This is a genomic window from Agreia bicolorata, assembly GCF_000938265.1.
GTDB lineage: Bacteria > Actinomycetota > Actinomycetes > Actinomycetales > Microbacteriaceae > Agreia > Agreia bicolorata.
Genome location: NZ_JYFC01000005.1, coordinates 143,705 through 168,558 on the forward strand (window position 1 = coordinate 143,705; position 24,854 = coordinate 168,558).

Here is a 24,854-nt window from a genome sequence, read left to right on the forward strand (position 1 = left end):
CCGCGACGGCCTCAGACACACAACTGAGCATGTCGGTCGAACCGAATGGCCCTGACCACGCGGTCGTCACGTTGGCGGGGCGCTTCGATGCAGTGGAGGCGATCGGAGTACGGGAACGATTCGCCGACCCCTACCTCGTCGGTGTCGGGCATCTCATGATCGATCTCCGCGCCGTCACCTTCGTCGACAGCGCAGGCCTCGCGGTGCTTGCCCGAGCTCGGCGAGACCGCGTCCTCGCCGGCGGCTCCGTCACGCTCATCCGTCCGGCATCCGTTGACGCGATGCGCGTGTTCCGGCTGACTCAATTCGACGAGATCTTCACAATGCTCGACGCGCCAGAAGAAGGGCCGGCGAGGTGAGCCTCGCGCTCGTGGTCGACGACGACCCGGTGACCCGGCTCGTGCTCTGCCATATGCTGCGAAGTCGCGGCTGGACCGTGAGTCAGGCAGCGGATGCGCCCGATGCCGTCGGCATGGTTGGCGAGACACCGTACGACCTGGTCATCTCCGACTTTCATCTGCCATCGGGAACGGGAGTCGATGTTCTCGACGCGGTCGAGCGCGCTGAGAGTTCTCCCGCGTTCCTTCTAGTGACGGGCATCCTCGAACATTCGTCGCTGTCGGCCGAGATCGCGTCGCGCATCACGGCGCAGCTCACGAAGCCGGTCAGCTCGGAGGATCTCGGAGCCGCGTTGGACGTGCTCTTCCCACCCAAACGCGAGTGATGGCATCCGCTTCTCGTGCGACGCGCCTCTTCGGAGTCATCGGATGGGTCGTGGCCTGCGGGTTGTCAGCCGCGGTTGTGATCCGCGTCTGGCGCTCCGACTCGATATCGATACTCATCGGCGTGCAGGGGGTCGCCGTGTGGATGCTGATGGTCGCCTACCCGCTCGCCGCAGTTGCGATCTGGAAGCGCCGAATCGCACTGTCCATCACGGCCGCGGCGCTCGTCGCGTGTCAGATCGTTCTGATGGTGGGCGCGATCGGATGGCACGGAGCTCAGCCCCTGCCGGCCGACGAGCAGGCAATCCGATTGGTGTCGGCGAACGTGCTTTACGACAATCAGCACATTCGGGAGCTCGGCGACGACATCGCCGCGGAGGAACCCGACGTCGTGGTGTTGCAAGAAGTGACGCCGGAGGTTCTGACGGAACTCGGCCGATCCGACCTCTGGACGATGTATCCCTACCGCATGACCGCACCGGAGCCCCTGTTCCACGGTGCTGCGACGTTCTCCAAGTACCCGATCGATGACGGCCACTCGATCGATGTGGGCGGATCGCCGATGCTGCTCACCGATCTCCAGACACCGTCCGGAACACTCCGCGTCATCAACGTGCACACCGTCGCACCCCTCACGACTCAGGATGCCCGGAGCTGGGCTGGGCAGTTCCCCGACCTTGCGAAGATGGTTTCGACAAGCCCGTACCCGATCGTGCTTGCCGGTGACTTCAACGCGACGCTCGATCACGCGCCGCTCGATGCGCTCGTCGACGGAGATGTGCGAGATGCCTTTCAGGAAGCCGGGTCGGGATTCGGCAACACCTGGCCCGAGTGGGGTGGTCCATTGCCACCGCTTATGCGACTGGACCACATTCTCGTGAATGACGAGATTCAGGTCGGATCCGTCGTCGAGGAAGTCAGCATCGGCAGTGACCACCGACGACTCAACGTTGAACTGGGGCTTCCAGCTAACGCGCGCGATAAACTCGCCTGGTGAAGATCGCCGTACTCGCGGGAGGTGTCGGCGGGGCCAAGTTCCTGCGGGGACTCCGCCACCACCTGTCCATCATCCATCCCGACGGCGACGGTGGCCACACCGACGAGGTGAGTGCGATCGTCAACACCGGTGACGACGTGTGGCTCACAGGCCTCAAGGTGTGCCCCGACCTCGACTCGATCATGTACTCGCTCGCCGGCGCGAACGACGAGGTGCGCGGCTGGGGCCGGGCGGGCGAATCAGAGCGAGTGAGCGCCGAGCTCACCGCCTTCGGAGTGGGCTGGCCGTGGTTCACCCTGGGCGACCTCGACCTCGGCACGCACATCGCACGTTCGCACTTCTTGCGCGAGGGGCTTCGCCTGACCGAGGCGACCGAGCGCATCCAATCTCGGTGGCCGTCGATCGGGGTGCGTCTCCTGCCCGTGACGGATGCCGACGTACCGACCTTCGTATCCGTCACCGATGAAGGTGTCGACACCCAGATCCACTTCGAGGAGTGGTGGGTGAAGCATCGCGCCGCGATCCCCACACGGGGCTTTGTGCAGCGCGGCGTCGAGAGCGCGAGCATCACGCCCGAGGCGCGCACCGCCATCCTCGATGCCGATGTGGTGCTGATCGCACCGTCGAACCCGGTCGTCTCGATCGGCACGACTCTGGGTATTCCCGGAGTTCGCGAGGCGGTTGCCGAGACCCGTGCACCTGTCGTCGGGGTCTCCCCCATCATCGACGGCTCGGCCGTGCGTGGTATGGCAGCTGCCTGCCTGACGACGATCGGCGTCGGGGTGACCGCCGAGGCTGTCGGGCTGCACTACGGCGCCCGCACGAACGGCGGCATCCTCGACGCGTGGCTCGTCGACTCGACCGATGCGGGCGCTGTTCCGGCGCTGCACGGCGCAGGAATCCGCTCGCGCCCGGTGCCGCTCTGGATGAACGACGACGAGGTCAGCGGGGTACTCGCCGCCACGGCACTGAAGACGGCGCGAGAACTCGGGGTCTAGGCGAGTCCGAGTCGTCGGTATCGGATGAGCCTGGCCTCCAGGCGGGGGCCAGGACTCTGCCCGCGCAGCTCCGCTAAGAAGTACTCGAGGGTCGACGAGACCCGCTCGCAGAACGCGGCGGGCTCGTCCGCGGCATCCGGTAGTTCCGGAACGACCCAGTCGACGATGCCGTCGGTGAGCAGTGCGGCTGCACCGATGCCCTGTGCCGCCGCCATCTGCGGCGCGTGCGTGATGTCTCGATGCACGATGGCGCTCGCCCCCTCCGGCGGAAGCGGTGACAGCCACGCGTGCCGACCAGCGAGAGTCCGGTCGGCCGGCAGAAGAGCAAGTGCTCCGCCGCCGGTTCCCTCGCCGAGAATCACCGAGATGGTCTGCCCGGGATGCATCACGAGCTCGGCCAGACAGCGCGCGATCTCTCCGGCCAGGCCGCCCTCCTCGGCCTCGGTCGAGAGGGCCGCTCCGGGGGTGTCGATGACCGTGACCAGGGGAAGTCTCAGATCCGTCGCCAGCCGCATGCCCCGCCGTGCTTCGCGCAGGGCCGCCGGGCCGAGAGGAGTTCGAGCGCGCTGAGCCTGCCTGTCCTGCCCCATGACCACGCACGACATCGAGCCGAACTTCGCCAGCGCGAGCACAAGGCCGGGGTCGCGCTCGCCCTGACCCGTACCGTTCAGCGGCACCACATGCCGAGCGCCGTGGTGCAGCAGCGCCCGGATGCCGGGGCGGTCGGCGCGCCGAGAGAGCAGAACCGACTCCCAGGTGTCGCCATCCACACCGTCCCAGCGTTCCGGCTCTGGCACCGAGACCGAGTCCGAGTCCGAGTCCGACGTGGAGCGTTCAAGCACCGTGAGCACTCGCGCGACGAGCTCGGGAAGCTGCCGTGGACTCGCGATTCCGTCGATGAGTCCGTTGCGATACAGGTTCTCCGAGGTCTGCACACCCTCGGGAAACGCCTCACCGTAGATGGCCTCGTACACGCGAGGGCCGAGGAACCCGATCAACGCGTTCGGCTCGGCGATGGTGACGTTGCCGAGCGAGCCCCACGACGCGAACACCCCGCCCGTGGTGGGATGCCGGAGGTAGACGAGATAGGGCAGCCCCGCGGCCTTGTGCCTGGAGACCGCCGCCGAGATCTTCACCATCGACAGGAAGGCGAGGGTGCCCTCCTGCATTCGCGTTCCACCGGATGCGGGGCCGGCGAGGATGGGAAGGCCTTCGAGGGTCGCACGCTCGATCGCGAGAACAAGCCGCTCGGCCGCGGCCAAGCCGATCGAGCCGCCGAGAAAGCCGAACTCACAGGCCACGATCGCGACCCTGCGCCCGCGGATCCGCCCCTCGCCGGTCAGAACCGACTCATCGACACTGGAGCGTTCCCGCGCTCTGGCCAATTCGGCGCGGTAGGCCTCGTCGGGAACCACGTCGATCGGCGCCACGTCCCACGAGCGAAAACTGCCCGCATCCGTCAGCAGGGAAATCAGCTCGGTCGCGCTCGTGCGTGGTGCGGTCATCTCGTTGCGCCCTCCGAAAGCCATTCTCGAATAGACGAGCCGTGCTCGTCGAGCAGCGGCGGCGGGCGGTGCCGGCGCTTGGTCGTCTCCCGCTCCGCTTCGCCGTCCGTTGCGAAGAAGCGAATGGGTGGGCCGGGAAGCTCGATGGGGCCGAGCGTCGGATGATCGACCTCGAGCAGCAGGCCCTGCGAGATCACCTGATCCCAGCGATAGACCTCGTCGAGGCTGCGCACGGTGCCCGCCGGGATGCCGGCCTCCGCGAGCGCAGCCAGCAGTTCGGCCGCGGTGAAATCAGCGAACGCCCGCTCGACCACCTCGATGGTGTGCCGCCGGTGGCGCACCCGCTGGCTGTTGTCGACCAGCAGTGGATCGGTGCCGTCGATGCCGAACCGTTCACAGAGTCGCTGCCAGAGCGACTCGTTGCCGACACTGATCTGCACCGAACCGTCTGCGCATCCGAACAGCCCGTAAGGCGCGATCGACGGATGGTGATTGCCCTGGGCCTCGGGAACCTCGTCGGCGACCGTCACCCGGGTGCCCTGAAACGCGTGCACGCCGACCACCGCGGAGAGCAGAGAAGTGCGCACGACGGCGCCGACACCGGTCGCGGTTCGCTCGAGCAGCGCGGCAAGAACACCGTAGGCGCCGTACATTCCCGACAGCAGATCCGCGATCGGAACGCCCACACGTTGAGGATCGTCGACTCCGGATCCGGTGATCGACATCAGACCGGCCTCGCCTTGAACGATCTGGTCGTAGCCGGCGCGACCCGCCTCAGGCCCGTCGTGGCCGAAGCCCGTGATCGAGAGAATGACGAGCCGGGGATTGATCTCGTGCAGCCGGGTCATCGACAAGCCAAGCCTGTCCATCACGCCCGTGCGGAAGTTCTCGATCACCACGTCTGCGCGCTCGAGAAGCGCCGTGAGAATCCGGATGTCCGCCGCCGACTTCAAGTCGAGCGCGAGCGACTCCTTGTTGCGATTGCACGACAGAAAGTAGCTCGACTGGCGATCGTCATCCGGCCCGACGAACGGCGGACCCCAGCGCCGGGTCTCGTCTCCCGAGCCCACGGCCTCGATCTTCACCACGCGAGCGCCGAGGTCACCGAGCATCATGCCGGCGTGCGGACCGGCCAGTGCTCTGCTCAGGTCGACGACCAGGGTTCCTGCGAGAGGGCCGGCCGACTCTGCCCCGTCGACCGCAATGTTTTCGCGAGTCATGAGGCACTCACCTTCGCCGTCTCGAGCCAGAATCGGCGGAGGCCGGCGAGCGGGTCATTCAGGAGCGTCGGCCGGGTGTTCAGTTCCATCGTCGAACGAGCGCTCGGTTCGTACGGTGTCCATTCCGGCAACGCCGCAGACATCGGCACACCTGTGTCCGCGAAGCGCACCCAGGTGGCGCTCATCCAGTCAGAGAGCTGCTGCGGCGGATGCTCACCAACCAGCGACACCGCCTCGATTCGATCGAGCTGCCGAAAGACGAAGGGAACATCGAGCACATGGCAGGCGCCGAGCCGGCCATCGAACAGCGGGGTCTCCCAGGTGAACAGATAGGCGTAGGTCTCGGCAACGCTGGATGCGCGCGCGTCGAGCAGCCGATTCGTGGGCTGGCGGTACAGCCTGTCGGTCAGGAGCGACTCGAGCACCTGCCGATCGCGGGGCTCGTGGCCGAGCTCGTCGGCGAGAACGGCCTTGTAGTGTGCCGCCTGGCCACCGGTATCCGCCGGAAGCTCCTCGGCGAAGACCGCCGCAAGCTTCGCCTCAGTGGCTTCTTTCGAATCTCCGTCACCCGACATCGGCTCCGTGAAAATCGAGGTCTCGTTGCGGTTCGTTCCGACCAGAAGAGGCACGCCGCCGTTGACACCCCGACGCACGGCATCCAGAGGCATTTCTGACAGCACCCTGCCGTCGATGGTCGGCTGAAACGGAAGCGCGAGGCCGACGACGCCCCTGGCGAAACGGCCGGCGAAACGCTGTTGCGCGGCGAGCACCTGGTCGAGCGGAAGGTCGAGGAGCCGATGGGCGGTCTCTTCGGTCAAGCCCGCCGCCTCAAGAAAGGCCGCCGTTATCGCCTCCGATTCCGGCAGCCCACGAGCTCGCTCCGCCGTTCCGCTCTGCACGATGGCGCGATGGAAGAGCCCCTCAGTTCGAGGTGTACCGAGCAGTGTGGCGACGGCCGCGCCTCCAGCCGACTCGCCGAAAACGGTCACACACTGCGGATCTCCGCCGAAGGCAGCGATGTTGTCCCGCACCCATTCGAGTGCCGCGATCTGATCGAGCACCCCGAGATTGCCGGCGTCGGCGAACTCCTCGCCGAGCAGGTGCCCCAGCTGCAGATAGCCGAGCGCGCCCAGCCTGTAGTTGATCGAGACCACAACAACGTCGAAGGTCGCCGCGAGTTCCGCTCCATTGTTTAGCCCGCTCGAGTTGGAGCCGCCGACGTAGCCGCCGCCATGGATCCACACCATAACGGGGCGCGCCTGGGCGTCCGCTCGCGGAGTCCAGACGTTCAGGTTGAGACAGTCCGCCTCCGAGCTCGGCGGCTGAAAGTAGTCGTTTGCCGTCATGAACGGGTCGGGATTCTGCGGCGCGGCAGGTCCGAATCTCTTCGCTTCGAGCTCGCCCGGCCAGGGTTCGACGGGCTGCGGAGGCCGGAAGCGCAGTGTTCCGACCGGCGATGCGGCGAACGGGATGCCGAGGTAGCACTGAACGTCGGCGCGCTTGGTGAGGGCCGTCGACCCGTGCACCACGCCCGACGGCAGAATCAGCCTCATCGCACGGTCTCTCGGGCCGCATCCGCCGCCCGCTGCGAGGCGAGAAGAGCGTGGCGCTCAGACCGGCGCACCGCCTGCCTTCTCGGGTGAGGAACCGGGGCGGCCATCAGAAGACGCTGGGTATACGGATGCTCGGGCGCACCCGTCACGGCCGCAGCATCTCCCGTCTCGACGATCTCGCCGCGATACATCACGGCGACGCGGTGGCTGATGTGCCGAACGACGCTCAGGTCGTGCGAGACGAAGAGGTAGGCCACGCCCGTATGCTCCTGGATGTCGATGAACAGGTCGAGCACGCGGGCCTGCGTCGAGAGGTCGAGGGCCGAGACCGGCTCGTCGCAGACGATGAGGCGAGGGCGCAGGGCGAGGGCCCGGGCGATCGCGACGCGCTGCCGCTGGCCGCCGGAGAACTCGCGCGGCAGACGATCCACGGCATCCGCCGGGAGATTGACCTGGTCGAGGAGTTCGCGGATCCGATCGCGGGCCGCGACTCGTGCGATCCCCGACGTGAGAAGGGGTTCGGCGAGAATGTCGCCGATGGTCATCGCCGGGTTGAGCGACGTATAGGGGTCTTGGAATACGACCTGGATGTCTGAGCTGAGCGCCCGACGCTCCGTGCGCGACAGCCGGGTCGTGTCACGCCCGTCGAAGGTGATCGAGCCTGCCGTGATCGGTGCGAGTCCGAGCACAGCGCGGCCGATTGTCGTCTTGCCCGAGCCCGACTCGCCCACAAGCCCCATGGTCTCGCCGGGCAGAATGTCGAGCGAGACGCCCTTGAGTGCCTTGAACGGCGGACGGCGCCATCCCTTGACGGGGAACTCGACCTCAAGCCCGCTGATGGTCAGAAGCGGAGCTTCGGCGACGTTCGCGTTGTCGGTCATCGTGCCGTTCCTCTCGATGAAGCGGCGTGCGTACCGCGTGCCGCTCGCGGCTCCGTGTCCTCGAGAGTCGAAGAGAGCAGCATGCGCGTGTACGGGTTGTGCGGGTCGTCGAACAGTTCGAGCGCCTCGGCCTGCTCGACGAGCCGGCCGGCCTGCATCACCGCCACGCGGTCGCAGATGTCGGCGACGACACCGAAGTTGTGGGTCACCATGATCATGCCCATGCTCCGCTCTCTCTGCAGCCCGCGCAGCAAGTCGAGAACTTCCGCCTGCACGGTCACATCGAGGGCGGTTGTGGGCTCGTCAGCGATCAAGAGTTCGGGGTCGCAGGCGACGGCACCGGCGATGAGCACCCGTTGCGCCATTCCTCCCGAGACCTCGTGCGGATACGCGTCGAATGTGCGTCGAGGATCGGCAATGCCCACGCGGTCGAGCAGTTCGAGAGCCCTGGTCTTTGCTGCGGGGCGGCTCAGGCCGAGGATGTGCCTCATCGGCTCCACGAGTTGGAATCCGAGAGTGAAACTCGGGTCGAGATTCGACATGGGTTCCTGTGGGATGTACCCGAACTGACGACCCCGGAGAGCGGCGGCTCCATGAGTCGCGCCGTCGGCCGACGCGATGGTGCGACCCGCGAAAGAGATGGATCCGCCGAGAACGGCTCCCGTATCCGGCAGCAGCCCAAGGATCGAGAAGGCCGTCTGCGACTTGCCGGAACCGGACTCGCCGACCAGTCCGAGCACCTCGCCGCGGTCGACGTGCAGCGACACCCCGTCGACGACGATCGTCGTACTGCCATCCGGCTGCGGATATCCGACCTGAAGATCGCGCACCACAAGCAGAGCGTCGCTCGGCTCGAGATCCTCGTGGCCCCCGTCCCGCGGGGAGACGACCGCGGCCGTGGCGGCCGTGCTCAGGTCGAGGCGGCGCATCGACGCACTCTCTTCACTCGTCGGCTTACGGCGCCGAGGTCTCCGCACCGGTTCCGCTCCCTGCACGGTGTCGCGCAGCGCCGCGCCGAAGATGGCGAGCGACCCTACGGTGATGCCGATGATCAGACCCGGCCAAAGAATCATGGTTGGCGCCACGTAGATGTTCGAGAAGGCTTCGCTCAGCATCTGACCCCAGCTGGCGGTCGACGAATCGCCGACGCCCAAGAACTCGAGGCCCGCCTGAAGCACAATGGCGATTCCCGCGATCATGGATGCCTGAATCACCAGCGGTGCCCGGATCACGCCGAGCACATGGCGCGAGATGATGCGGTAGTTGCTGAGACCAGAGACCTTGGCGGCATCGATGTAGAGCTCTCGGCGCACCGAAACGACGCCGGAACGAGTCAATCGGAAGACGCCAGGCGAGAGAAGGGCGCCGAAGGTCACCATGACCCCGACGATTCCCGGGCCGATCACCGAGATCAGCGCGAGAACCACGATGAGTCCAGGCATAGCCATCAGCAGGCTCGCGAACCAGCTCGAGAGCGAGTCGAACCAGCCCTGGAAGTATCCGGCGATCAGGCCGGTGGGAATTCCGATCGCGAGGGCGGTCGCGAGCGCGATAAGTGCGCCGACGAGACTGACTCGAGCCCCGAAGATGAGTCGGGCGAAAATGTCTCTGCCCGACGCATCGGCACCGAGCAGATGCTCGCCGAACGGTGCCGCCAGTGCGTCTGAGAGCTCGGCCCTGTTCGGATCCCAGCCGGTGATCAGGCCGGCGAAGACAGCACTGAGGATGACAAGGGCCAGCACGCCGAGGGAGCCCACTGCCATGGGATTCTTGAGGACTCGGCGATACAGCTTCTGTCGCCCTGCGGTGGCGGGAAGAACGACCGCGCCCGCCGGGATAAGTGCTTCACTCATGACACACGCGCCTTCGGATTGAGCCACCCGGTGAGCAGGTCGATGACCAGGTTGACGATGACGACGAGAACGACCATAACGACGACGAGCCCGAGAATCTGAGGCAGGTCTCCCTGAAGGGTGGCGTTGACCGCGAGGCTGCCGATCCCTGGAAGAGCGAAGATCTTCTCGATAATGATGGCGCCGCCCAGGAGGCCGACGAACTGCAGGGAGAGAACGGTGAGCGCAGGAGGGGCGGCGTTGCGCAGCACATGCCTGAAGAGCAGAGAGCGATGGCTGATCCCCCGGCTGCGCAAGGTGCGCACGTAGTCCTGTCTGAGTACGTCGATGGTGGCGCCTCTCACCTGCTGCGCCGTGGAGGCTATCGTTCCGACGACGAGGGCCGTGACCGGCAAGATGAGCCCGAGCCCCCAACGCCAGGGATCCGTCGCGAACGGCACGAAACCCGTCGCTGGAAGCAGCTTCAGGTTGACCGCGAAGACAGTCACCAGAACCAGCGCCACCCAGAAGTTGGGCAACGCGAAGCCGAGAACGGCGAACATCTGAACGAAGCGGTCGACCCAGCCCCTCCTCACGGCCGCCGTGACGCCGAGGATCGCGCTGAGGATCGCGGTGACCAGGATGGCCGTGACCACAACGGAGAGGGACACGGGGAACTTGTTGGCCAGAGAGGTCATCACCGGTTCGTTCGTGAACCACGATCGACCGAAATCACCGGTGACAGCGGCGCCGAGCCAGTCGACATAGCGCACGGCCAGAGGCTGATCGAGTCCAAGCTCGGCTGACTTGGCCGCGACCTGCTCTACCGTCGCCCCGTCGCCCAGAATATTTCGGGCCGGGTCACCGCCCGTCATGCTCATGAGCAGAAATGTCATGGTCGCGATCACGAACACGAGCACAACGGCCGCACCGAGCCGGCGAAGCAGGAAAAGCGCCATGGTCTCTCTTCTTCCTTGAAGGTGGTGGGACGGGCGGCGTCGAACGATCCGACGCCGCCCGGGATATTCAGCTCGCGGGCGCGTAGTTCCAGATGTAGGGAACGACGTTCTGCGGCTGCATGGTGGCCGCGGTCTTTGCGGAGCTCAGGTAGATGTTGTTCTGCACATACCAGGGCGCGAACCAGGCCTGATCGACGACATAAGCACTCAGCTTCTGGAACGCCGCATCCGCGTCATCTCCGGTCGCGGTCTGTGCAGCCGAGATCAGCGTGTCGAGTTCTGGATCCTGGTCTTTCAGCATGTTCCAGGGAGCGGTCGGTGTGAGCAGCTTGATGGTGTCCTGCCAGGCGTTGGAAGAGCCCCACGAAAAGATGAATACCGGGTACTCGCCGCTGATCAGCTTCGAGATCGACTGGTCTGCCGACACAGGCTCCGTCGTGACTCGGATGCCGATGTCCTTCAGTGACTGCACAGTGATCGTGGTGAGATCGGAGAAGCCAGCTACATCGGGGATCACAAGGTCAAAGCCATCTGCATAACCTGCCTCGGCAAGCAGCTCTTTCGCCTTCTTGGGGTCGTATGGGTAGGCGCCGTCGAGCGATGCGTCATACGCCTGGCTGCTGGGGTTGAAGATCTGCGTGGTCGACTCGCCCTCGCCGAGGCGGATCGACTTGAGGATCGCGTCGCCGTCGATCGCGTAGTTCAGAGCCTGACGTACTCGCTCATCGGCAAGCGCGGGAACTTTCGCGCCCGCCCGATCGACGATGAAGAGGCCTTGCCAGTCGCCCAGCATCTTGCCCACAGTGAGACCGCTGGCCTGAGCCTCGGCCATGCTCTTGGCATCGGCGCTCGCGGCATCGATCTCGCCCGCCTTCAGCGCATTGAGCCGAGCCGTGAGGTCTGACAGCGGCTTGATCACAATGCTGTCGTAGGGGAACGCCTCGGCGTTCCAGTAGTCGGCGTTGCGCTTATAGGTGTACTGGCTGCCCGTCACCGTCGCGGCGGCGTCGAGAACGTAGGGACCGCTGCCGACGGGGGTCGTCTTCAACGAACCGGTGTCGAGCTGGGCAGGCGAGGCCATCATGCCCGATACAAGAGCAAGGTTGCGCAGCAGCGCGGGATCAGGAGCACTGAGTACGAGCACGACCTCGGTGGGACTCGTGACCTCGACCGACGAGAGCAAGGCGAGAGTGATCGAGTTCTGCCCGGTTCCCTTGGCGAAGTGTTCGAGGTTCGCCTTCACCGCATCGGCATCTAAGGCCGTGCCATCGGTGAACGTGACGTCGTCTCGGAGAGTCAGCGTGAGGCGCGTGTTGTCGTCGTTGTAGCTGAAGGCCGACGCGAGCCACGGCGTGATCTCCAGCTTCGAATCGATGTGCAGGAGCGAGTCGTAGACGGGCTGCATGTACTGCAGGCGGTTTCCGAACTCGGCATCTGCCGTGTCCCACGAGGTGGCATCGAACGCAGAACCGAGCGTGAGCGTTCCCCCGGTCGAGGTGGCGGAATCGGTGGAGGCCGGGGAGCCCGCGGAGCATCCGGCGAGCATAAGACTCGCCGCGACGACAAGCGCCCCGAGCCCGAGAATCGATCTCTTCATGTCTGTCTCTCTTCGTTGAGTGAATGGCGTGAGGCGAAGACTGATCGCCGCGTCCGGTGATTAACATACCGTGTACTCGGTCGGTAAATCAATCGAAAAAAAGAGCCACCCCGAAGGATGGCTCTTTTGGGCTGAAGTCAGACCGCGGTCGGTGTCGTCGCCATCGACTCGACGAGCGCACGAGCAACGAGATCGAAGGCAGCTCCCATATCGACCTGCGCGTTGTAGATCCACTGCAGCTGAATGCCGTCCATCAGGGCGATCAGCGCGGATGCCAGCACCTCGAGATCGGCGTCGGCGCGGATCTCGGCGCGCTGGATGCCGATCGACAATGCACCCACCAGCCTGTTGCGGAGACGATCGTAGCGCGCCTTCATGTAGTCGTGGCCCGGATGATCGACGGAGGTGCTTTCGGCGACGAGAACGGCGAAAAGCCGCACGGATACTCGGTTCTCCGAGTTCTGCACGATCAGCTCGCGCAGCCCGGTGATCACGTCGGCCCCGCCCAGGCTCAGCGGGCCGATCAGTAGAGCGTCATCATCTCGGTTGTGTTGTTCGAGCACCGCGACGAGGAGTTCGTCTTTCGAGTTGAAGTGATGCAGCAGGCCCGACTGAGTCACCCCGGCACGCTCGGCGATGTTCGCCAGCGAGGCCCCTCGATAACCGGACTCGGCAAAGAGCTGCTCCGCCGCGGCCAGGATGGCGGTTTTCGTCTGCTCACCCTTGACGTTGTTCTGGCCCAATTTTGCGCCCATGAGTCGACTCCGCTCTGATCCTTCGACGCGCCAAGCCTATATCCAGACCGACCACAAGGTCAGGTACTTGACAGGCGGCTATTCCGTTCCCGGCCTTTTGAAAGCCGAGTGGTCGACCCTCCGCTGGCGCTGCCTGAATCTCGGGGGACCGAATTGCAGCGCCTCGCGCTGCGGCGCGCCCTCCGCAAGAGACGCTGCCGGCGGAGATTCGACCGTCGGAGTCGTCGCGGGGTGGTCGGCGCGACGCGCCTCGCTGGCTGCCGAAGCCGCACGTCTGGCCACGACCAGCAGCGCGGCGCGAAGAGCCAGCGAGACAACGATGGCGAGCAGGCCGACGGCTACGACCGCGGGCGCGAGCGCATAGACCATCTGTGTCGCCATGAAACTCTCGCTGTTGGTCGCAACGCTACCCCCGCCGTAGCGACCCGTGGCCCATTGCAGCGACACGACTCCGCCGACGACGAGCACCACGGCCACAGCCCAGAGCGCGATCTCGAACGGATTGATCGAGCCTGTGCGCGGCTCCTCCGGCTCCGACTCGGGTACGCCGTGGAATTGATCGTCGAATCGACTCATTCATCAACTCTCGCACGAACTGCCTATTACCCGAGCACCGCTCTCGCCCGCGGGCCGAGGCCGAGGGCGCGCGCGGTCGCCAGATCGTCGGCCGTGTCGATGTCGAGGCGCATCCGGTCGCCCCGCGCGATATCGAGCTCGATATGGCCCGCCTCGCGGTGCCGCCGGGCAGAACCCAGCCCGAACCGGGGCAGGAGTTCGCGTGGCGACAGGGCGGTCAGCAGTGTCGTTCCCGTGCCGTCTTTGTCGGTGAGCATGCCGAGTGGATGTGCCGATGCGAGTTCGAGCGCGGCGGTCACGTCTCGGGGCCTGATCGAGGCGAGATCGCTCATCAGAGCCGCGACGGGGCGGCCCGGGTTGAGTTCCATGGCTGCCCGGATGCCTCGGGTGAACGCCGCGTTGAGGCCGGTTCCCGGGTCGCGGCGAACGAGCGCGCCCAGCGCTTCGAAGCGCTCGGAGACCTCGGCGCTCGTCACCACGATGACCCGCACTACGGGCAGCGCCGTGCGCACAGCATCCACCGCGTCGAGGGCGAGAGCCAGGGCGAACTCCGCGCGACGCCCCTCGGGGATCTCGGAGTCGGCGAGACCGCCGAGCAGCCGGCTCTTCGCTCCTGCGGTGCCCTTGACGGGCATCACGACGACCCACTCACCCGTGGCACTCATCGTGCGCTCCGAAGCGAACGAACGCGCAGGCGAACCCGCGACGGACGGGCCGCCGCGCGATGGCCGCGTCGCGCATCCCGTAGCCCTCGGCCGTATCCCTCGGCGAAGCCCTGCGCATGCGCCTCGTCTGTGCCGAGCCGGAACATGTCGCCCTCGGGCCGTCGCACCAACGCGCGAGCGGGAGTGTCGAGCGACTCAACAACGAGTCGAGGCAGTCCGCGCACGAGAGCGACAGGCATGCCGGTGGCTTTGCCCTTCACCAAATCGGTGGCCGACGCCAGCTCGTCGCCTGTGGCAGCCTGGGTCACCGAGAGGGTCTGGCCGAAGGTGTCGGTGCTGCCTCGGAGATCATCGATGACGATCACTCCGGCCGCGCCGATCGCCGCGTCGATCTGACCTTCGCGCCACGCCCTGCCAAGGGTGTCGGAGATGACGATGCCGACACGAGCACCGGATGCCCGACGCAGGGCCGCGCATAGGGCCCGGGCCGAGGCATCCGGATCTTCGGGAAGCAGGAGGACGGTGCCGTCCGGCGTATTGCTGGCATCGACGCCAGCCGCCGCCTGCACAAGGCCCTGACGATTCTCGACGATGCGTGTGACCCCGCCGGGGTGCGGGCGCGACGCCACGAGACGAACGGTCTCTCGAGTGATCGCATCTTCGCGATCGGTCGCGGCGATCACGCGACCCTCAGCCTTGGAGACGATCTTCGACGTGACGACGAGAATGTCGCCGTCTTCGAGAACTAGGCCTCGGGCATCCAGTGCCGCGCCGATCAATCCCGCGAGGTCGTCGCCCGGCGTGATCTCGGGGATGCCAGGAACACCGTAGATGCTCAGCTCGGCTGCGACGCCGGTACTCACTAGCGGTGCAGCTTCGGCAGCACGTCGCGACCGAAGACCTCGATCCACTCCTTCTGGTTGCGGCCGACGTTATGCAGGTAGACGCGGTCGAAGCCCAGGTCGATGAAGCTCTGAATATAGGCGCGGTGCACATCGGGGTCGCTCGAGATCACGAGACGACCCTCGAAGTCTTCGGGGCGAACGAGCTTGGCCATCTGCTCCAGCTCGAAGGGTGAACGGATGTCGCCCTTCGGGAACTTCATGCCACCGTTCGGCCACTCGGTCATGGCGTTGACCAGGGCGATCTCGTCGGTCTCTGCCCACGACATGTGCAACTGCAGCACACGCGGCATGGTCGACGGGTCTTTGCCCGCCTCGCGTGCGCCCTCTTCGAACTTCGCGAAGAGGCCCTCGATCTTGGCGAGGGGGGCACCGACCGTAATGAGCCCGTCGACGTGCCGGCCTGCCCGCTTTGCGGTGACCGGGCCGGCCGTGGCCACGAGAATCTCAGGCGCGACGGGCGGCATTGTCCAGAGACGCGTCGACTCGAGCTTGTAGAACTGCCCCGAGTGCTTCACGTCTTTTCCGGCGATCGACGCCGTGAAGAGCTTGTTGATGATCTCGATGGCCTCGAACATGCGGTTGATGCGCTCAGGGGCCTCGGGCCAGTAACCGCCCACGATGTGCTCGTTGAGCGCCTCGCCCGAACCCAGTCCGAGCCAGTGCCGGCCCGGGTACATGGCGCCGAGGGTTGCGGATGCCTGGGCCACCATCGCGGGATGCCAGCGGAACGTCGGGGCCGTGACTCCGGGGCCGAAGTCACCCGTGGTGCGCTCGCCTAAGGCTGCGAGAACCTCCCAGACGAACGCGCTCTGACCTTGCTGCGGAACCCACGGTTGGAAGTGGTCCGCCGCCATCACGCCCGTGAAGCCGTGCTGTTCGGCGAGCGCCGACAGAGCGACTGCCTCGGTGGGGTGGAACTGCTCGAGCATGGCGGCATAGCCGATGGAGAGATCAGACATGCTTCCATCCTCCCACTCACGTGTGAAGATCAGGTTTCGAAGACGAGCCTTATTGCGTGTTCAAGCTCTATTGACTGTTGAGGAAGGTGGCAACGGCGGCCGGCACATAGGGTGCCACGTCGCCCCCCAAAGACGACACCTGCCGCACGAGCGAACTCGACACGTGCGCGTGCGCAGGGTCAGGAAGCAGGAAAACAGTCTCGACGCCGGCCAGGTTGCGGTTCACGATGGCCATCGGGGTCTCATAGGCCACGTCGACCTGCGAACGGATTCCCTTGACGAGGGCGCGCGCTCCGACATCGGTGCAGTAGTCGACCAGCAGCCCGACGCTCCACGAGTTGACGACGATGTTCGACGGCAGGCCCTCGTCGAGGATGGCCTGCTCGATCAGTCGCACCCGCTGCGAGATGGGCAGAAGCGCGGTCTTGGCAGGATTGTGCACCACCAGAACGTGAACCTCATCGAAGAGGCCCGCTGCTCGCGAGATGACATCGAGATGCCCGAGGGTGACAGGGTCGAAAGACCCGGGGACGACGGCGACGTTGCTCATTGTTCGACCTTATCGTTCGATCACTGTGCCGTCGGTGACCTGCCACTGACGATTGAGCCGAACGGTCTCGAGCATGCGTCGGTCGTGCGTGACGAGCAGCAGGGTGCCGTCATACGACTCGATGGCCTGCTCGAGCTGCTCGATCGCCACGAGGTCGAGGTGGTTTGTGGGCTCGTCGAGCACCAGCAGGTTGACTCCGGTCGCCTGCAGCAGAGCCAGGCCGGCCCGTGTTCGCTCCCCCGGTGAGAGCTCGTCGACGGGGCGCGACACGTGGTCGGCCTTCAGCCCGAACTTGGCCAGCAGGGTGCGGACCTCGGCGACGGGCCAGTCCGGCACCTGAGCCTCAAAGCTCGCGGCCAGGGTGTCGACGCCCGCGAGCACCGCACGCGCCTGGTCGATCTCGCCGATGGCCACGCTGGCGCCGAGGCTGGCCGATCCTTCATCGGGGGCCGTACGCCCGAGCAGCAGTCGCAGCAGCGTCGACTTTCCGGCTCCGTTGGGCCCGGTGATGCCGATGCGATCGCCCGCGTCGACCTGCAGGGAGACGGGCCCGAGAGTGAAGTCTCCCTGACGCACGACGGCCGACGAGAGCGTCGACACGACAGAGCTCGACCGGGGAGCCGAGCCGATGGTGAACTGCAGCTGCCACTCCTTGCGCGGCTCCTCGACCTCGTCGAGGCGAGCGATCCGGCTCTCCATCTGACGCACCTTCTGCGCCTGCTTCTCGCTCGACTCGACCGAGGCCTTGCGCCGGATCTTGTCGTTGTCGGGCGACTTCTTCATGGCGTTGCGCACGCCCTGACTCGACCACTCGCGCTGTGTGCGGGCTCTGCCCACGAGGTCGGCCTTCTTCTCGGCGAACTCGTCGTACTCCTCACGAGCGTGCCGCTTGGCCGTCTCGCGCTCTTCGAGGAACGAATCGTATCCGCCCCCATAGACACGATTCGTGCCCTGCGCCAGGTCGAGTTCGACCACCCGGGTGACGCTCGATGCCAGAAACGCCCTGTCGTGGCTCACCAGAACGACTCCCCCGCGCAACCCCCGGATGAAGCCCTCGAGTCGCTCGAGCCCGTCGAGGTCGAGGTCGTTGGTGGGTTCGTCGAGCAGCACGATATCGAAGCGCGAGAGCAGCAGTGCGGCGAGCCCGACCCGCGCCGCCTGGCCGCCCGACAAAGAGGTCATCAGCGCGTCAGACGACAGCGCCAGCCCGAGTTCGGCCAGAACGATGGGAAGACGGTCGTCGAGGTCGGCGGCTCCGCTGGCGAGCCAGCGTTCCAGCGCAGCCGAGTACACGTCGGCCGGATCGGGTTCGCCCGGTGCGACGCCCGCGGTATCTCCGAGAGCCGCGGCCGCGGCATCCATCTCGCTCGTCGCCACCGTCGTGCCGGTGCGTCGCCCGACGTACTCGGCGACCGTCTCGCCGGCGACTCGCTCGTGCTCCTGCGGCAGCCATCCGACGAAGGCGTCGCCGGGCGCGAGCGTGACCGTGCCCTCGAGGGGCGCGTCCAGCCCCGCGAGAATACGCAGCAGAGTGGATTTGCCGGCGCCATTGGCGCCCACGACACCCACGATGTCGCCGGGCGCGACCGTGAGATCGAGAGAAGAGAAGAGTGTGCGGTGGCCGTGGCCCCCTGCGAGGCCCTTGGCCACGAGTGTTGCGGTCATGACTCCATGGTGTCAGGAGCGCGGGCCGCGGGGGAGTTGGCCGACGATGGCATGGCCGGGATGTGCCCTTACCCGCAGCCGTCGTACATCCCGCCAATTATGGGACGTGCGGGCTATGAAACAGTCAGCTGATTGCGATATGAGCGTTTCGCCCTGGCCCGACGAGAACGGGACACGCGTCTCTTCGCACCAACGGCCGCGCGAGCTTTCCACAAGAACGGTGACCGCCGATGTTGTTCCGCTCAGCGGCAGTTCCGCACCGATGATTCGCTGAGCCTGTTGCAATTCCTCGTAGCCGGCGGAGTCGCCCACCGTGGAGTGGGGCACCGATCCATCGTGCAGGCCGCCGTATGGCGGATATCCCGGGAATACGCGAGTGACAGCCGCGGTGAGCTCGACGAACCGGGCCGGAGATTTTGGCGCGAGCCAAAGCACCTCCTCGCCGAACCATTCGGTGTGCGTCAACGAGAAATTGAACTGGCGCACACCACGAACCGTTCGAGCGAGGTGCGACCAAGACAGCATCGACCATCTCTGTTGGCGCGAAGTGAGACGGATCCTCACCTCAGGAAGCGCATGAACCTGGAGCGTCGTTACCATCAACCTCGGCATCGATACGACAACACCAACCGGCGGGCCCGTAGAGAAACATCATGGCCTCGGTGTCGCTCTGGAAACGCCAAATGGTCGGACTACTAAACACGCGAGAGCTTGGCCGTCGCCAGAGGGAAGGGCGTTCGGCTCGATTCCCCTTTCTTCATCAGATCCAGCGGCTCAGGCGCAGATTGTCTATGCGCGCGCCGAAGGTCGGGCAATGGCCGCCATTGCCATGACTACGTAACGACAAGCTAGCCTGTTCCGCGCAGTAGCTAGGTACTAGCCCAGCACTACTCGCAGTGTGCTGATGCGCATCGACGTCTAACCGTGGACGGCCCGCGGGTGCCTTCAATGCAAAACGTTGGATCCCTAAAAAGACTCTTTGGAGAATTTGTTTCCCGCGGGATCGAGGAGCACGTCTTCGAACATCACGACTCCGCTCAATAACGCAAGGTCGGGCTGTTCGTCGACTGTGGTGATCGCGAATGATGGATGAATGTAGACATCCATTGGCAGGTGACCCATCCCTAGGCCCCACATGAACAAGCGCATTCCTTGGATACTGACGCCGATCTTCAGGCTTCGGTCGTATGGAACGTCGAGGTCAGATCCCTTCGGGAAGTCGCTCTCCGCGACGCCCACATTCGGGCCATACGCGTAAGTGTCCGTAATCAGACCTTCTCTCATGAGCCCGTTCACAGCGTTGGAGAACCTGACGTCTGAAAAGTCCTTCCCAATTCGATCCATTAGTTCTTCCTGGGGAAAAATGACACGCTTCATGTGGAGCCAGTTAGCCCTTTGTCCCACGGCAGTGTCAGCAAGAACCTGTCGGGCACTCGCGTAGATCAGATAGTGCAGACGAAGCTGATCGGACGAGAGCCTCGCGATAAGGGAGGACCATTCGACACCGCCGTCGTAGGTTCCATCTTCAGATCTTGATGAGGCAAGAACGCCACTGAGGTACTCGGCGATCATCTCATCGTCGGCGAACTCCGCGTCGTGAAAGACCTTCGATGCGACACGGGGCGAGGCAAACCCCGCCTCACCACTGTGAATGGCGCGCTGTTCCGTCTTCGCAAGCAGTCGCGCCATATTTTTCTCACGCAATCGATCGGCCCAATGTGCTCCGAGTACGTCGGCGGTGGGGCCAAAGAGGCGCAAGAAGAGCTGAGCGCCAACTTTTGCCCCTTCCGCAGCGGCAGGGTCCACGGTCTTTGATGCTGCTCCGATAGCAGCCGTCGTAATTGGGTCCATAGGTGAACATTACTGATGCGTGGCAACGTAGGCGCCTAGTTCTTCGTGAGGGGCGGCAACGCACCTTATCGTCGTTCAGTCGCACGAAGGTAGCAGGTCGGTCACGTTCTATTCCACTAACGTTCTCGTCATATCCACTGATGGTGAAGACAATGCCGTTCATCAATCCGCTTGGAAACAGAGAACTGCGAAGGTGGCACGCACTCAGCTCTTAACGAGGAACTCCACCTCAACCTCGCGCAGCCGCCTGTCGAGCGCCTCGCGGATCGCCGGGTGCTGCACGAACCCGGGGTCATCGTCGATGATGAGCGACGCGGCCATGCGAGCGTCGACGATGAGGTCGCCGTCGGTGGTGACCCGGAGCAGGCGCAGGCTGGACTTGCCGCCCGACTGGTTGCGGCCCAGCACGTTGCCCTCGCGGCGCAGTTCGAGGTCGACCTGGGCGAGCTCGAATCCGTCGAGCGTGGACGCGACCGCATCGACCCGTTGTCGGGCGACGCTCTCGACCTCAGCATTCGTGACGAGGAGGCACAGCCCGGGCACTCCCCCGCGCCCGACGCGACCCCGCAGCTGATGCAGTTGCGAGACGCCGAAGCGTTCGGCATCCATCACGACCATGGTCGAGGCATTCGGTACGTCGACACCGACCTCGATGACTGTAGTCGCGACGATGATGTCGAGCGCACCATCGGCGAACGCGCGCATCACCGCCTCTTTCTCGTCGCTCGGCATACGTCCGTGCAGCGGGGCCACCCGCGCCCCCGCGAGCGCCGGGTTGGCTTTGATTGGCCGCCTCCGAGCCCTTACTCGTTGGCCCCACAGAGATCACAGATTCAGGCTGTCTCGCACCAAAACTGAAGCATTGCCCCGCCGTGATAAAGGTAGTGCAACCCGGTGAAACCGTGCCCGCCGACGAAATTGTGTCGCAACCCGCCCCCATCGCCATATTGATACAGCGCACTGAAGAGAATTGCTCCGTCCGCCCCGGCGACGTTGACATGTACTACATGCCCGTCCGGCGCATCGCCGATAAATGAGACAGACAGGTTCATCGCCGCGTAGCTCAGCGTCGGATGCTTCGGCCAGCCCAGGCCGTCAATCCGCTCCACCTCGACCCGGTCTCTCACCCATCCCTCTGTCGACGTGACGTCGGGCCTGTATTGGGTCGTGCAGGTGATAGATGGCGGCAGGTCGCTCGTCGACAGCGGCGAAATCCGACCGGTCTGTTTCTGTTCCCGCACCTTGTCGTCCATCTGACAAACCTATGCCGCATCCCCTCCAATGCACCCGGACGTCAGAGAAGTAGCCCCAGAGCCCGTGTGGGATCCCTCACTGGCACCTAGCCCCGGCCGCTCCTGAGTAGAGTCGCAGTCATGAGCGTCCCGCGAAGCCGCAAGCGGTTTTACTTGCTCGGTGCTCTGGTCATCGTCGCCGTGCTGGCGACGCTTTACGCGGCGCGTGTCGGATTTCTCTTGTTGGGCGCGACCGAAGGAGATGTGCCCCCTCTCTCGTCGATCCCTCTTCCGGCAGGTAGTGAAGTCACTCAGGTAAGCACCAACTGCGCTTCCGGCGGATGCTGGACGCTGATCTCGGTGCGCCCGCCTGACGGGACCACCCCCTGAAGACCTGTCCACCGAGTTGGGAACAACCCCTCAATCGCGCCTGCCCGGTTCGTTTTCGGATCCGCGGACAATCTCACTGACGTCGGAGTCCCAAGGCCAGCTTCTCCTGTTACGAGCCGATTACTGGTCACAGGAGTATGTGCCCTAGCGGTGTCCTGACCGACGGCTCGGGGTCGGCAACGGCTCGACATCTAAGGCCGGTGCTGACGTCTGAACCGAAGAAACACGATGGCGACGAGCGACACGAGCATGCCAGCTGAGCCGAGGATCCATATGCCGTTGGTCACCAGCAAGGCGAGTTTGGAGCCAAAGTAGTTGTAGACGTGCGCAATTACTAGAGCGGCGGTCGCTGTGGCGGCTGCAGCCACCAGTACGTATAGCCAGCTTCTTGCTCTCATCAGTCACACAATATTCGCGCGGCCTGACAGCCCGACACCGTTTGTGAGCGTCAACTGCGGGAGTGCTACCTCGCTGCTCCCAGCAGTGTTCCGGAGACGGGGTCGGTTACCACTGCAAGGCAGCGGGCGGTGCGCTCGCCCGCTAGCCACGAGTCTTCCATCGGCCGGTGCACCTGCAGGCTGACGGAACTCTGAGAAGCCGGAATGCCGATGAACGTCTCGAAAGGCGTTGAGCACCGCTCCATCGCCCGGTAGTAGACCTGTTCATCGCCCGGATAGGGTTCGAACGGATCAGCCCCCAGGCTGATCTCCTGGAACACCTCCGTCACGTGCGGCTGGTCGCATCCGACCAACATCGGCAGCGGACCGTCCGCCTGACCTATCGTCACGGGGTCCACGGCGAGGCAATCGCCCACCACCAGGACCGTGCCATCGCGCGAGTCAGAGTCTGGACCCGTTCCGATGATCGACTCCCCGGTCGACGGCAGCCCGCTAGTAGCGACAGATATGGCTAGGAGCAGTCCGACAAGACCGACAGTCGAGAGTACTGCCGGCCACCCCAGGCGCAATACGCGTCCTCGGAAAGTTGTCCACAGAACAGGAACCACACCGATCAGAGTCACCGCCAGAGCCAGGAGACCAGCTGGCAGCCACCCGGACCAGGTCGCCCCGCCGGCCAGACCGTGCGGTACCGTCTGCCAGAACTCCCCTCGGCCGAGCGCGTCGAGACCGGAGGGGGAATGACCGAGGGCGGCCTGGAAGACCAAGCCAGCTGTGAAACACACCGCGACGATCACGAACGTCACGACGGCGATCGCGACCGCACCTCGACGGGAGATCACACCGCCCGCGCCTGTCCGGAAGAGCACAGCCACACAGATCGCGATACACCAGGGCAGGCTCGCCGACGTCCATCCGGCACCGCTGAGCACAGCCCACACCGGCGCGGCAATAAGGACGATCAACGAGCTGAGGACGATCCCTCGAGCAAGACTGCCGCGTCTAAGCCTCGGGCGGCGATTGACCGGCCGTCGGACCCCCCTCGAGGGCATGCTGTCAGACGGGCTCCAGTCCCGAGGGCCGGTCATTCCTCGACCGCGGGTCGCAGCAGTACCTGGTTCATGCCGTCTCCCTACTGAGTTTATGGATCGCGCGGCACTGTACCGCACCGGGAAGAACAGCCCACGCCGGTGAGGCCGACAATCCGAATACAGTCCTTCTCGACTGACGCCGGCTGGCTCGCTGCCGCCGTTCGCTTCGCTAGTGCGGCCGTATGCCGGTCCCTCAGCGCGCACCTCGGAGACGTCTTGGTTGAGCAGTAGGCGGCCGACGAGAATGCCCTTAGAGCTTTCGATGGCGTCGACGCGGGGACAGCTAACTAAAAGCGCTGATGCTGTCGAGCGAACCACTCATCCGTTTGAGGGATTGGTTGAGCGTTTGCGAGTATCGGGGGCATCTTGCTCTTTGGCCGTCGTCGTTCCTGGGCGAGCGGACGGAGAGCTCCTTCAAAGTGACGAATGAGCGCGAACGTAACAGCCTTGTCTGCCCAAAGCGAACTACTGAGAGGCAACTCAATTTTGCCGTCCGTGAAGTACCAACCAGCACTGATCCACAGGCTGGGCATCTCGTCGTCAGCTATCTCTGTCGCCCTCTCGACGAGACCGTCTTCACCGTAAGTCCATAGATGAGCCGCACCTTGCGACGCCGAAAAGATGATTCGAAACTTCCTCCGCAAAGTTTGCCCCCCACTCAGACGATCCACGAATGTAACTCCGGTCTCCCGGCTGTGTGCAGGCAGACTCTACTGGAGCCGCGTTTCAGGCATCCAACGCCCGTAAGCCGATCCCCCAGCGGGCATTCCGTCTACGAGCGGTCGGTAGATGCCCTTATGACCACCGGCCTACGGGCAAAGATCGCTGACCAGTCCCGATTCGGGAGCGTCTGTGATAGTGGCTTCATGCCAGAACACACAAGGCGAAAGACAATCCAATTTGCTCTCCTGGGCGGTTCTCTTTGGATTTTGGGGATCTCTTTGGTGGTGTTTACCGAACCCCTAGCGCTGAGGATCGTTGGAGCAGTGGTTTTTGCCTCCGGCATTGCCTGCGTCATCTGGGCGAGCATTCGAAGCCGTGGCCGCGAGAGGTGATGTGCTAAGTGCCCGCTGAGGGATCCCTCAGCGGGTGCTCAGATACTCGCCTCCCAGCCGTCGTAGTCGCCTCCAGGAACGGTCAGTGCAAGCCGCTCGAAGAATGCGCGCGCCGATAGAACTCTTTCCGGAGTGACAACGACACCCTTTTGTTCCGCGATGACAACCCAACCTGTTCCGGAAGCGGCATGATCCACGCGTTGCAGATCCCACCCATCCTCTGACGCCGCACCCGCTATGACCTGCGCTCCTGCTTCGTCTGCGCAGTAGATGTAGTGAATCCAATTACGCGGCAAAGTCAAATCACTTCGCTCTCCGATTGCGCGAAGCGTTTCATCGTCTAGAGGATCGCCGGGGATGACTGCCTTCTTACCGCGTCTAAATAAGCCCATGGCGCGAGCCTAGTAAGGGACCTGCGCCACCCGATCGCGCGCCACACTCGCTGCCCGCAAGACGGTCCACTAACGGGCATTTCAGTTCCAATCGCGATGCCGCGCC

At 64.8% G+C, this 24,854-nt stretch carries 25 protein-coding genes and 1 pseudogene; 5 read left to right on the forward strand and 21 right to left on the reverse strand.

The window, feature by feature from the left end:
* Window positions 1-29 precede the first annotated feature (29 nt).
* The 4 genes from TZ00_RS12465 to cofD are packed head-to-tail and all read left to right on the forward strand — an operon-like array spanning window position 30 to window position 2,717.
* On the forward strand, window positions 30-359 hold the full coding sequence (locus TZ00_RS12465; RefSeq protein WP_161793767.1) for an STAS domain-containing protein: 330 nt from the start codon (window positions 30-32) through the stop codon (window positions 357-359).
* Window positions 356-724, forward strand: a complete 369-nt coding sequence (locus TZ00_RS12470) for a response regulator (protein ID WP_044442159.1) — start codon at window positions 356-358, stop codon at window positions 722-724. The genes TZ00_RS12465 and TZ00_RS12470 overlap by 4 nt, the downstream gene beginning before the upstream one ends.
* Window positions 724-1,719, forward strand: coding sequence for an endonuclease/exonuclease/phosphatase family protein (locus TZ00_RS12475; protein ID WP_044442160.1), 996 nt, complete (start codon window positions 724-726; stop codon window positions 1,717-1,719). The genes TZ00_RS12470 and TZ00_RS12475 overlap by 1 nt, the downstream gene beginning before the upstream one ends.
* A complete protein-coding gene (gene cofD, locus TZ00_RS12480; protein WP_044442162.1) occupies window positions 1,716-2,717 on the forward strand; it encodes a 2-phospho-L-lactate transferase in 1,002 nt (333 codons plus the stop codon). Before TZ00_RS12475 ends, cofD begins: the two co-directional genes overlap by 4 nt.
* Here cofD and TZ00_RS12485 read toward each other — a convergent pair.
* From TZ00_RS12485 to TZ00_RS12570, 18 genes and pseudogenes are all read right to left on the reverse strand, one after another.
* Window positions 2,714-4,222, reverse strand: a complete 1,509-nt coding sequence (locus TZ00_RS12485) for a carboxyl transferase domain-containing protein (protein ID WP_044442356.1) — start codon at window positions 4,220-4,222, stop codon at window positions 2,714-2,716. The genes cofD and TZ00_RS12485 overlap by 4 nt on opposite strands.
* Window positions 4,219-5,442, reverse strand: coding sequence for a CaiB/BaiF CoA transferase family protein (locus TZ00_RS12490; protein ID WP_044442164.1), 1,224 nt, complete (start codon window positions 5,440-5,442; stop codon window positions 4,219-4,221). The genes TZ00_RS12485 and TZ00_RS12490 overlap by 4 nt, the downstream gene beginning before the upstream one ends.
* Window positions 5,439-6,995, reverse strand: a complete 1,557-nt coding sequence (locus TZ00_RS12495) for a carboxylesterase/lipase family protein (RefSeq protein WP_044442166.1) — start codon at window positions 6,993-6,995, stop codon at window positions 5,439-5,441. Before TZ00_RS12495 ends, TZ00_RS12490 begins: the two co-directional genes overlap by 4 nt.
* Window positions 6,992-7,876, reverse strand: coding sequence for an ATP-binding cassette domain-containing protein (locus tag TZ00_RS12500; RefSeq protein ID WP_044442167.1), 885 nt, complete (start codon window positions 7,874-7,876; stop codon window positions 6,992-6,994). The genes TZ00_RS12495 and TZ00_RS12500 overlap by 4 nt, the downstream gene beginning before the upstream one ends.
* Window positions 7,873-9,729 carry a dipeptide/oligopeptide/nickel ABC transporter permease/ATP-binding protein gene (locus TZ00_RS12505; RefSeq protein ID WP_044442169.1) on the reverse strand — a complete coding sequence of 619 codons (1,857 nt, stop codon included), beginning with the start codon at window positions 9,727-9,729 and terminating at the stop codon, window positions 7,873-7,875. The genes TZ00_RS12500 and TZ00_RS12505 overlap by 4 nt, the downstream gene beginning before the upstream one ends.
* Window positions 9,726-10,667, reverse strand: coding sequence for an ABC transporter permease (locus TZ00_RS12510; RefSeq protein WP_044442171.1), 942 nt, complete (start codon window positions 10,665-10,667; stop codon window positions 9,726-9,728). Before TZ00_RS12510 ends, TZ00_RS12505 begins: the two co-directional genes overlap by 4 nt.
* A gap of 67 nt (window positions 10,668-10,734) precedes the next feature.
* Window positions 10,735-12,264, reverse strand: coding sequence for an ABC transporter substrate-binding protein (locus TZ00_RS12515; RefSeq protein WP_044442172.1), 1,530 nt, complete (start codon window positions 12,262-12,264; stop codon window positions 10,735-10,737).
* Between the two features lie 137 nt (window positions 12,265-12,401).
* Entirely contained in the window at window positions 12,402-13,019 is a 618-nt protein-coding gene (locus TZ00_RS12520) for a TetR/AcrR family transcriptional regulator (protein ID WP_044442173.1), read from the reverse strand.
* 78 nt (window positions 13,020-13,097) lie between these two features.
* Window positions 13,098-13,595 carry a hypothetical protein gene (locus tag TZ00_RS12525; RefSeq protein WP_044442176.1) on the reverse strand — a complete coding sequence of 166 codons (498 nt, stop codon included), beginning with the start codon at window positions 13,593-13,595 and terminating at the stop codon, window positions 13,098-13,100.
* Window positions 13,596-13,621: 26 nt separating this feature from the next.
* Window positions 13,622-14,260, reverse strand: a complete 639-nt coding sequence (cofC, locus tag TZ00_RS12530) for a 2-phospho-L-lactate guanylyltransferase (RefSeq protein WP_044442177.1) — start codon at window positions 14,258-14,260, stop codon at window positions 13,622-13,624.
* Window positions 14,257-15,123 (reverse strand): coenzyme F420-0:L-glutamate ligase, encoded by an 867-nt coding sequence (locus tag TZ00_RS12535; protein ID WP_238579682.1) that lies wholly within the window; start codon window positions 15,121-15,123, stop codon window positions 14,257-14,259. Before TZ00_RS12535 ends, cofC begins: the two co-directional genes overlap by 4 nt.
* Complete coding sequence (locus tag TZ00_RS12540; protein WP_044442178.1) at window positions 15,123-16,124, reverse strand: TIGR03557 family F420-dependent LLM class oxidoreductase; 1,002 nt, start codon at window positions 16,122-16,124, stop codon at window positions 15,123-15,125. Before TZ00_RS12540 ends, TZ00_RS12535 begins: the two co-directional genes overlap by 1 nt.
* A 67-nt stretch (window positions 16,125-16,191) precedes the next feature.
* Window positions 16,192-16,674, reverse strand: coding sequence for a pantetheine-phosphate adenylyltransferase (gene coaD / locus TZ00_RS12545; RefSeq protein ID WP_044442179.1), 483 nt, complete (start codon window positions 16,672-16,674; stop codon window positions 16,192-16,194).
* A 9-nt stretch (window positions 16,675-16,683) separates the two neighbouring features.
* Window positions 16,684-18,339, reverse strand: a complete 1,656-nt coding sequence (locus tag TZ00_RS12550) for an ABC-F family ATP-binding cassette domain-containing protein (RefSeq protein WP_044442180.1) — start codon at window positions 18,337-18,339, stop codon at window positions 16,684-16,686.
* 12 nt (window positions 18,340-18,351) lie between these two features.
* Entirely contained in the window at window positions 18,352-18,951 is a 600-nt protein-coding gene (locus tag TZ00_RS19340; RefSeq protein ID WP_084606082.1) for a 2'-5' RNA ligase family protein, read from the reverse strand.
* Window positions 18,952-19,305: 354 nt separating this feature from the next.
* Window positions 19,306-20,190: a hypothetical protein gene (locus TZ00_RS12555; RefSeq protein ID WP_152631187.1), complete on the reverse strand. Its 885-nt coding sequence runs from the start codon at window positions 20,188-20,190 to the stop codon at window positions 19,306-19,308.
* 204 nt (window positions 20,191-20,394) lie between these two features.
* Window positions 20,395-20,970: pseudogene (locus tag TZ00_RS12565) on the reverse strand (helicase-related protein); the annotation flags it as partial.
* A gap of 53 nt (window positions 20,971-21,023) precedes the next feature.
* Entirely contained in the window at window positions 21,024-21,443 is a 420-nt protein-coding gene (locus TZ00_RS12570; protein WP_044442184.1) for a hypothetical protein, read from the reverse strand.
* Window positions 21,444-21,563: 120 nt separating this feature from the next.
* Here TZ00_RS12570 and TZ00_RS19710 point away from each other — a divergent pair, with 120 nt between their 5' ends.
* Window positions 21,564-21,812, forward strand: coding sequence for a hypothetical protein (locus TZ00_RS19710; RefSeq protein ID WP_152631188.1), 249 nt, complete (start codon window positions 21,564-21,566; stop codon window positions 21,810-21,812).
* 191 nt (window positions 21,813-22,003) lie between these two features.
* Here TZ00_RS19710 and TZ00_RS19715 read toward each other — a convergent pair whose 3' ends face one another.
* The 3 genes from TZ00_RS19715 to TZ00_RS19345 all read right to left on the reverse strand — a co-directional run bounded on the left by TZ00_RS19715 (window position 22,004) and on the right by TZ00_RS19345 (window position 24,748).
* Window positions 22,004-22,210 (reverse strand): hypothetical protein, encoded by a 207-nt coding sequence (locus tag TZ00_RS19715; RefSeq protein ID WP_152631189.1) that lies wholly within the window; start codon window positions 22,208-22,210, stop codon window positions 22,004-22,006.
* A 65-nt stretch (window positions 22,211-22,275) separates the two neighbouring features.
* The gene (locus TZ00_RS18955; RefSeq protein WP_052521546.1) at window positions 22,276-23,175 is read right to left on the reverse strand and encodes a septum formation family protein; all 900 of its coding nucleotides are present in this window, start codon (window positions 23,173-23,175) and stop codon (window positions 22,276-22,278) included.
* A gap of 1,219 nt (window positions 23,176-24,394) precedes the next feature.
* Window positions 24,395-24,748, reverse strand: a complete 354-nt coding sequence (locus TZ00_RS19345; protein WP_084606084.1) for a ribonuclease E inhibitor RraB — start codon at window positions 24,746-24,748, stop codon at window positions 24,395-24,397.
* Window positions 24,749-24,854: the final 106 nt, after the last annotated feature.

Coding starts and splice junctions, on each gene's coding strand:
- TZ00_RS12525 (WP_044442176.1), bottom strand. CDS start 13,595: ATGAGTCGATTCGACGATCAATTCCACGGCGTACCCGAGTCGGAGCCG.
- TZ00_RS12520 (WP_044442173.1), bottom strand. CDS start 13,019: ATGGGCGCAAAATTGGGCCAGAACAACGTCAAGGGTGAGCAGACGAAA.
- TZ00_RS12500 (WP_044442167.1), bottom strand. CDS start 7,876: ATGACCGACAACGCGAACGTCGCCGAAGCTCCGCTTCTGACCATCAGC.
- TZ00_RS12555 (WP_152631187.1), bottom strand. CDS start 20,190: ATGGACCCAATTACGACGGCTGCTATCGGAGCAGCATCAAAGACCGTG.
- TZ00_RS19340 (WP_084606082.1), bottom strand. CDS start 18,951: ATGCCGAGGTTGATGGTAACGACGCTCCAGGTTCATGCGCTTCCTGAG.
- TZ00_RS19710 (WP_152631188.1), top strand. CDS start 21,564: ATGAGCGTCCCGCGAAGCCGCAAGCGGTTTTACTTGCTCGGTGCTCTG.
- TZ00_RS12550 (WP_044442180.1), bottom strand. CDS start 18,339: ATGACCGCAACACTCGTGGCCAAGGGCCTCGCAGGGGGCCACGGCCAC.
- TZ00_RS12510 (WP_044442171.1), bottom strand. CDS start 10,667: ATGGCGCTTTTCCTGCTTCGCCGGCTCGGTGCGGCCGTTGTGCTCGTG.
- TZ00_RS12485 (WP_044442356.1), bottom strand. CDS start 4,222: ATGACCGCACCACGCACGAGCGCGACCGAGCTGATTTCCCTGCTGACG.
- TZ00_RS12505 (WP_044442169.1), bottom strand. CDS start 9,729: ATGAGTGAAGCACTTATCCCGGCGGGCGCGGTCGTTCTTCCCGCCACC.
- TZ00_RS12495 (WP_044442166.1), bottom strand. CDS start 6,995: ATGAGGCTGATTCTGCCGTCGGGCGTGGTGCACGGGTCGACGGCCCTC.
- TZ00_RS19345 (WP_084606084.1), bottom strand. CDS start 24,748: ATGGGCTTATTTAGACGCGGTAAGAAGGCAGTCATCCCCGGCGATCCT.
- TZ00_RS12570 (WP_044442184.1), bottom strand. CDS start 21,443: ATGGACGACAAGGTGCGGGAACAGAAACAGACCGGTCGGATTTCGCCG.
- TZ00_RS12465 (WP_161793767.1), top strand. CDS start 30: ATGTCGGTCGAACCGAATGGCCCTGACCACGCGGTCGTCACGTTGGCG.
- cofC (WP_044442177.1), bottom strand. CDS start 14,260: ATGAGTGCCACGGGTGAGTGGGTCGTCGTGATGCCCGTCAAGGGCACC.
- coaD (WP_044442179.1), bottom strand. CDS start 16,674: ATGAGCAACGTCGCCGTCGTCCCCGGGTCTTTCGACCCTGTCACCCTC.
- TZ00_RS12540 (WP_044442178.1), bottom strand. CDS start 16,124: ATGTCTGATCTCTCCATCGGCTATGCCGCCATGCTCGAGCAGTTCCAC.
- TZ00_RS12490 (WP_044442164.1), bottom strand. CDS start 5,442: ATGACTCGCGAAAACATTGCGGTCGACGGGGCAGAGTCGGCCGGCCCT.
- TZ00_RS19715 (WP_152631189.1), bottom strand. CDS start 22,210: ATGAGAGCAAGAAGCTGGCTATACGTACTGGTGGCTGCAGCCGCCACA.
- TZ00_RS12515 (WP_044442172.1), bottom strand. CDS start 12,264: ATGAAGAGATCGATTCTCGGGCTCGGGGCGCTTGTCGTCGCGGCGAGT.
- TZ00_RS12475 (WP_044442160.1), top strand. CDS start 724: ATGGCATCCGCTTCTCGTGCGACGCGCCTCTTCGGAGTCATCGGATGG.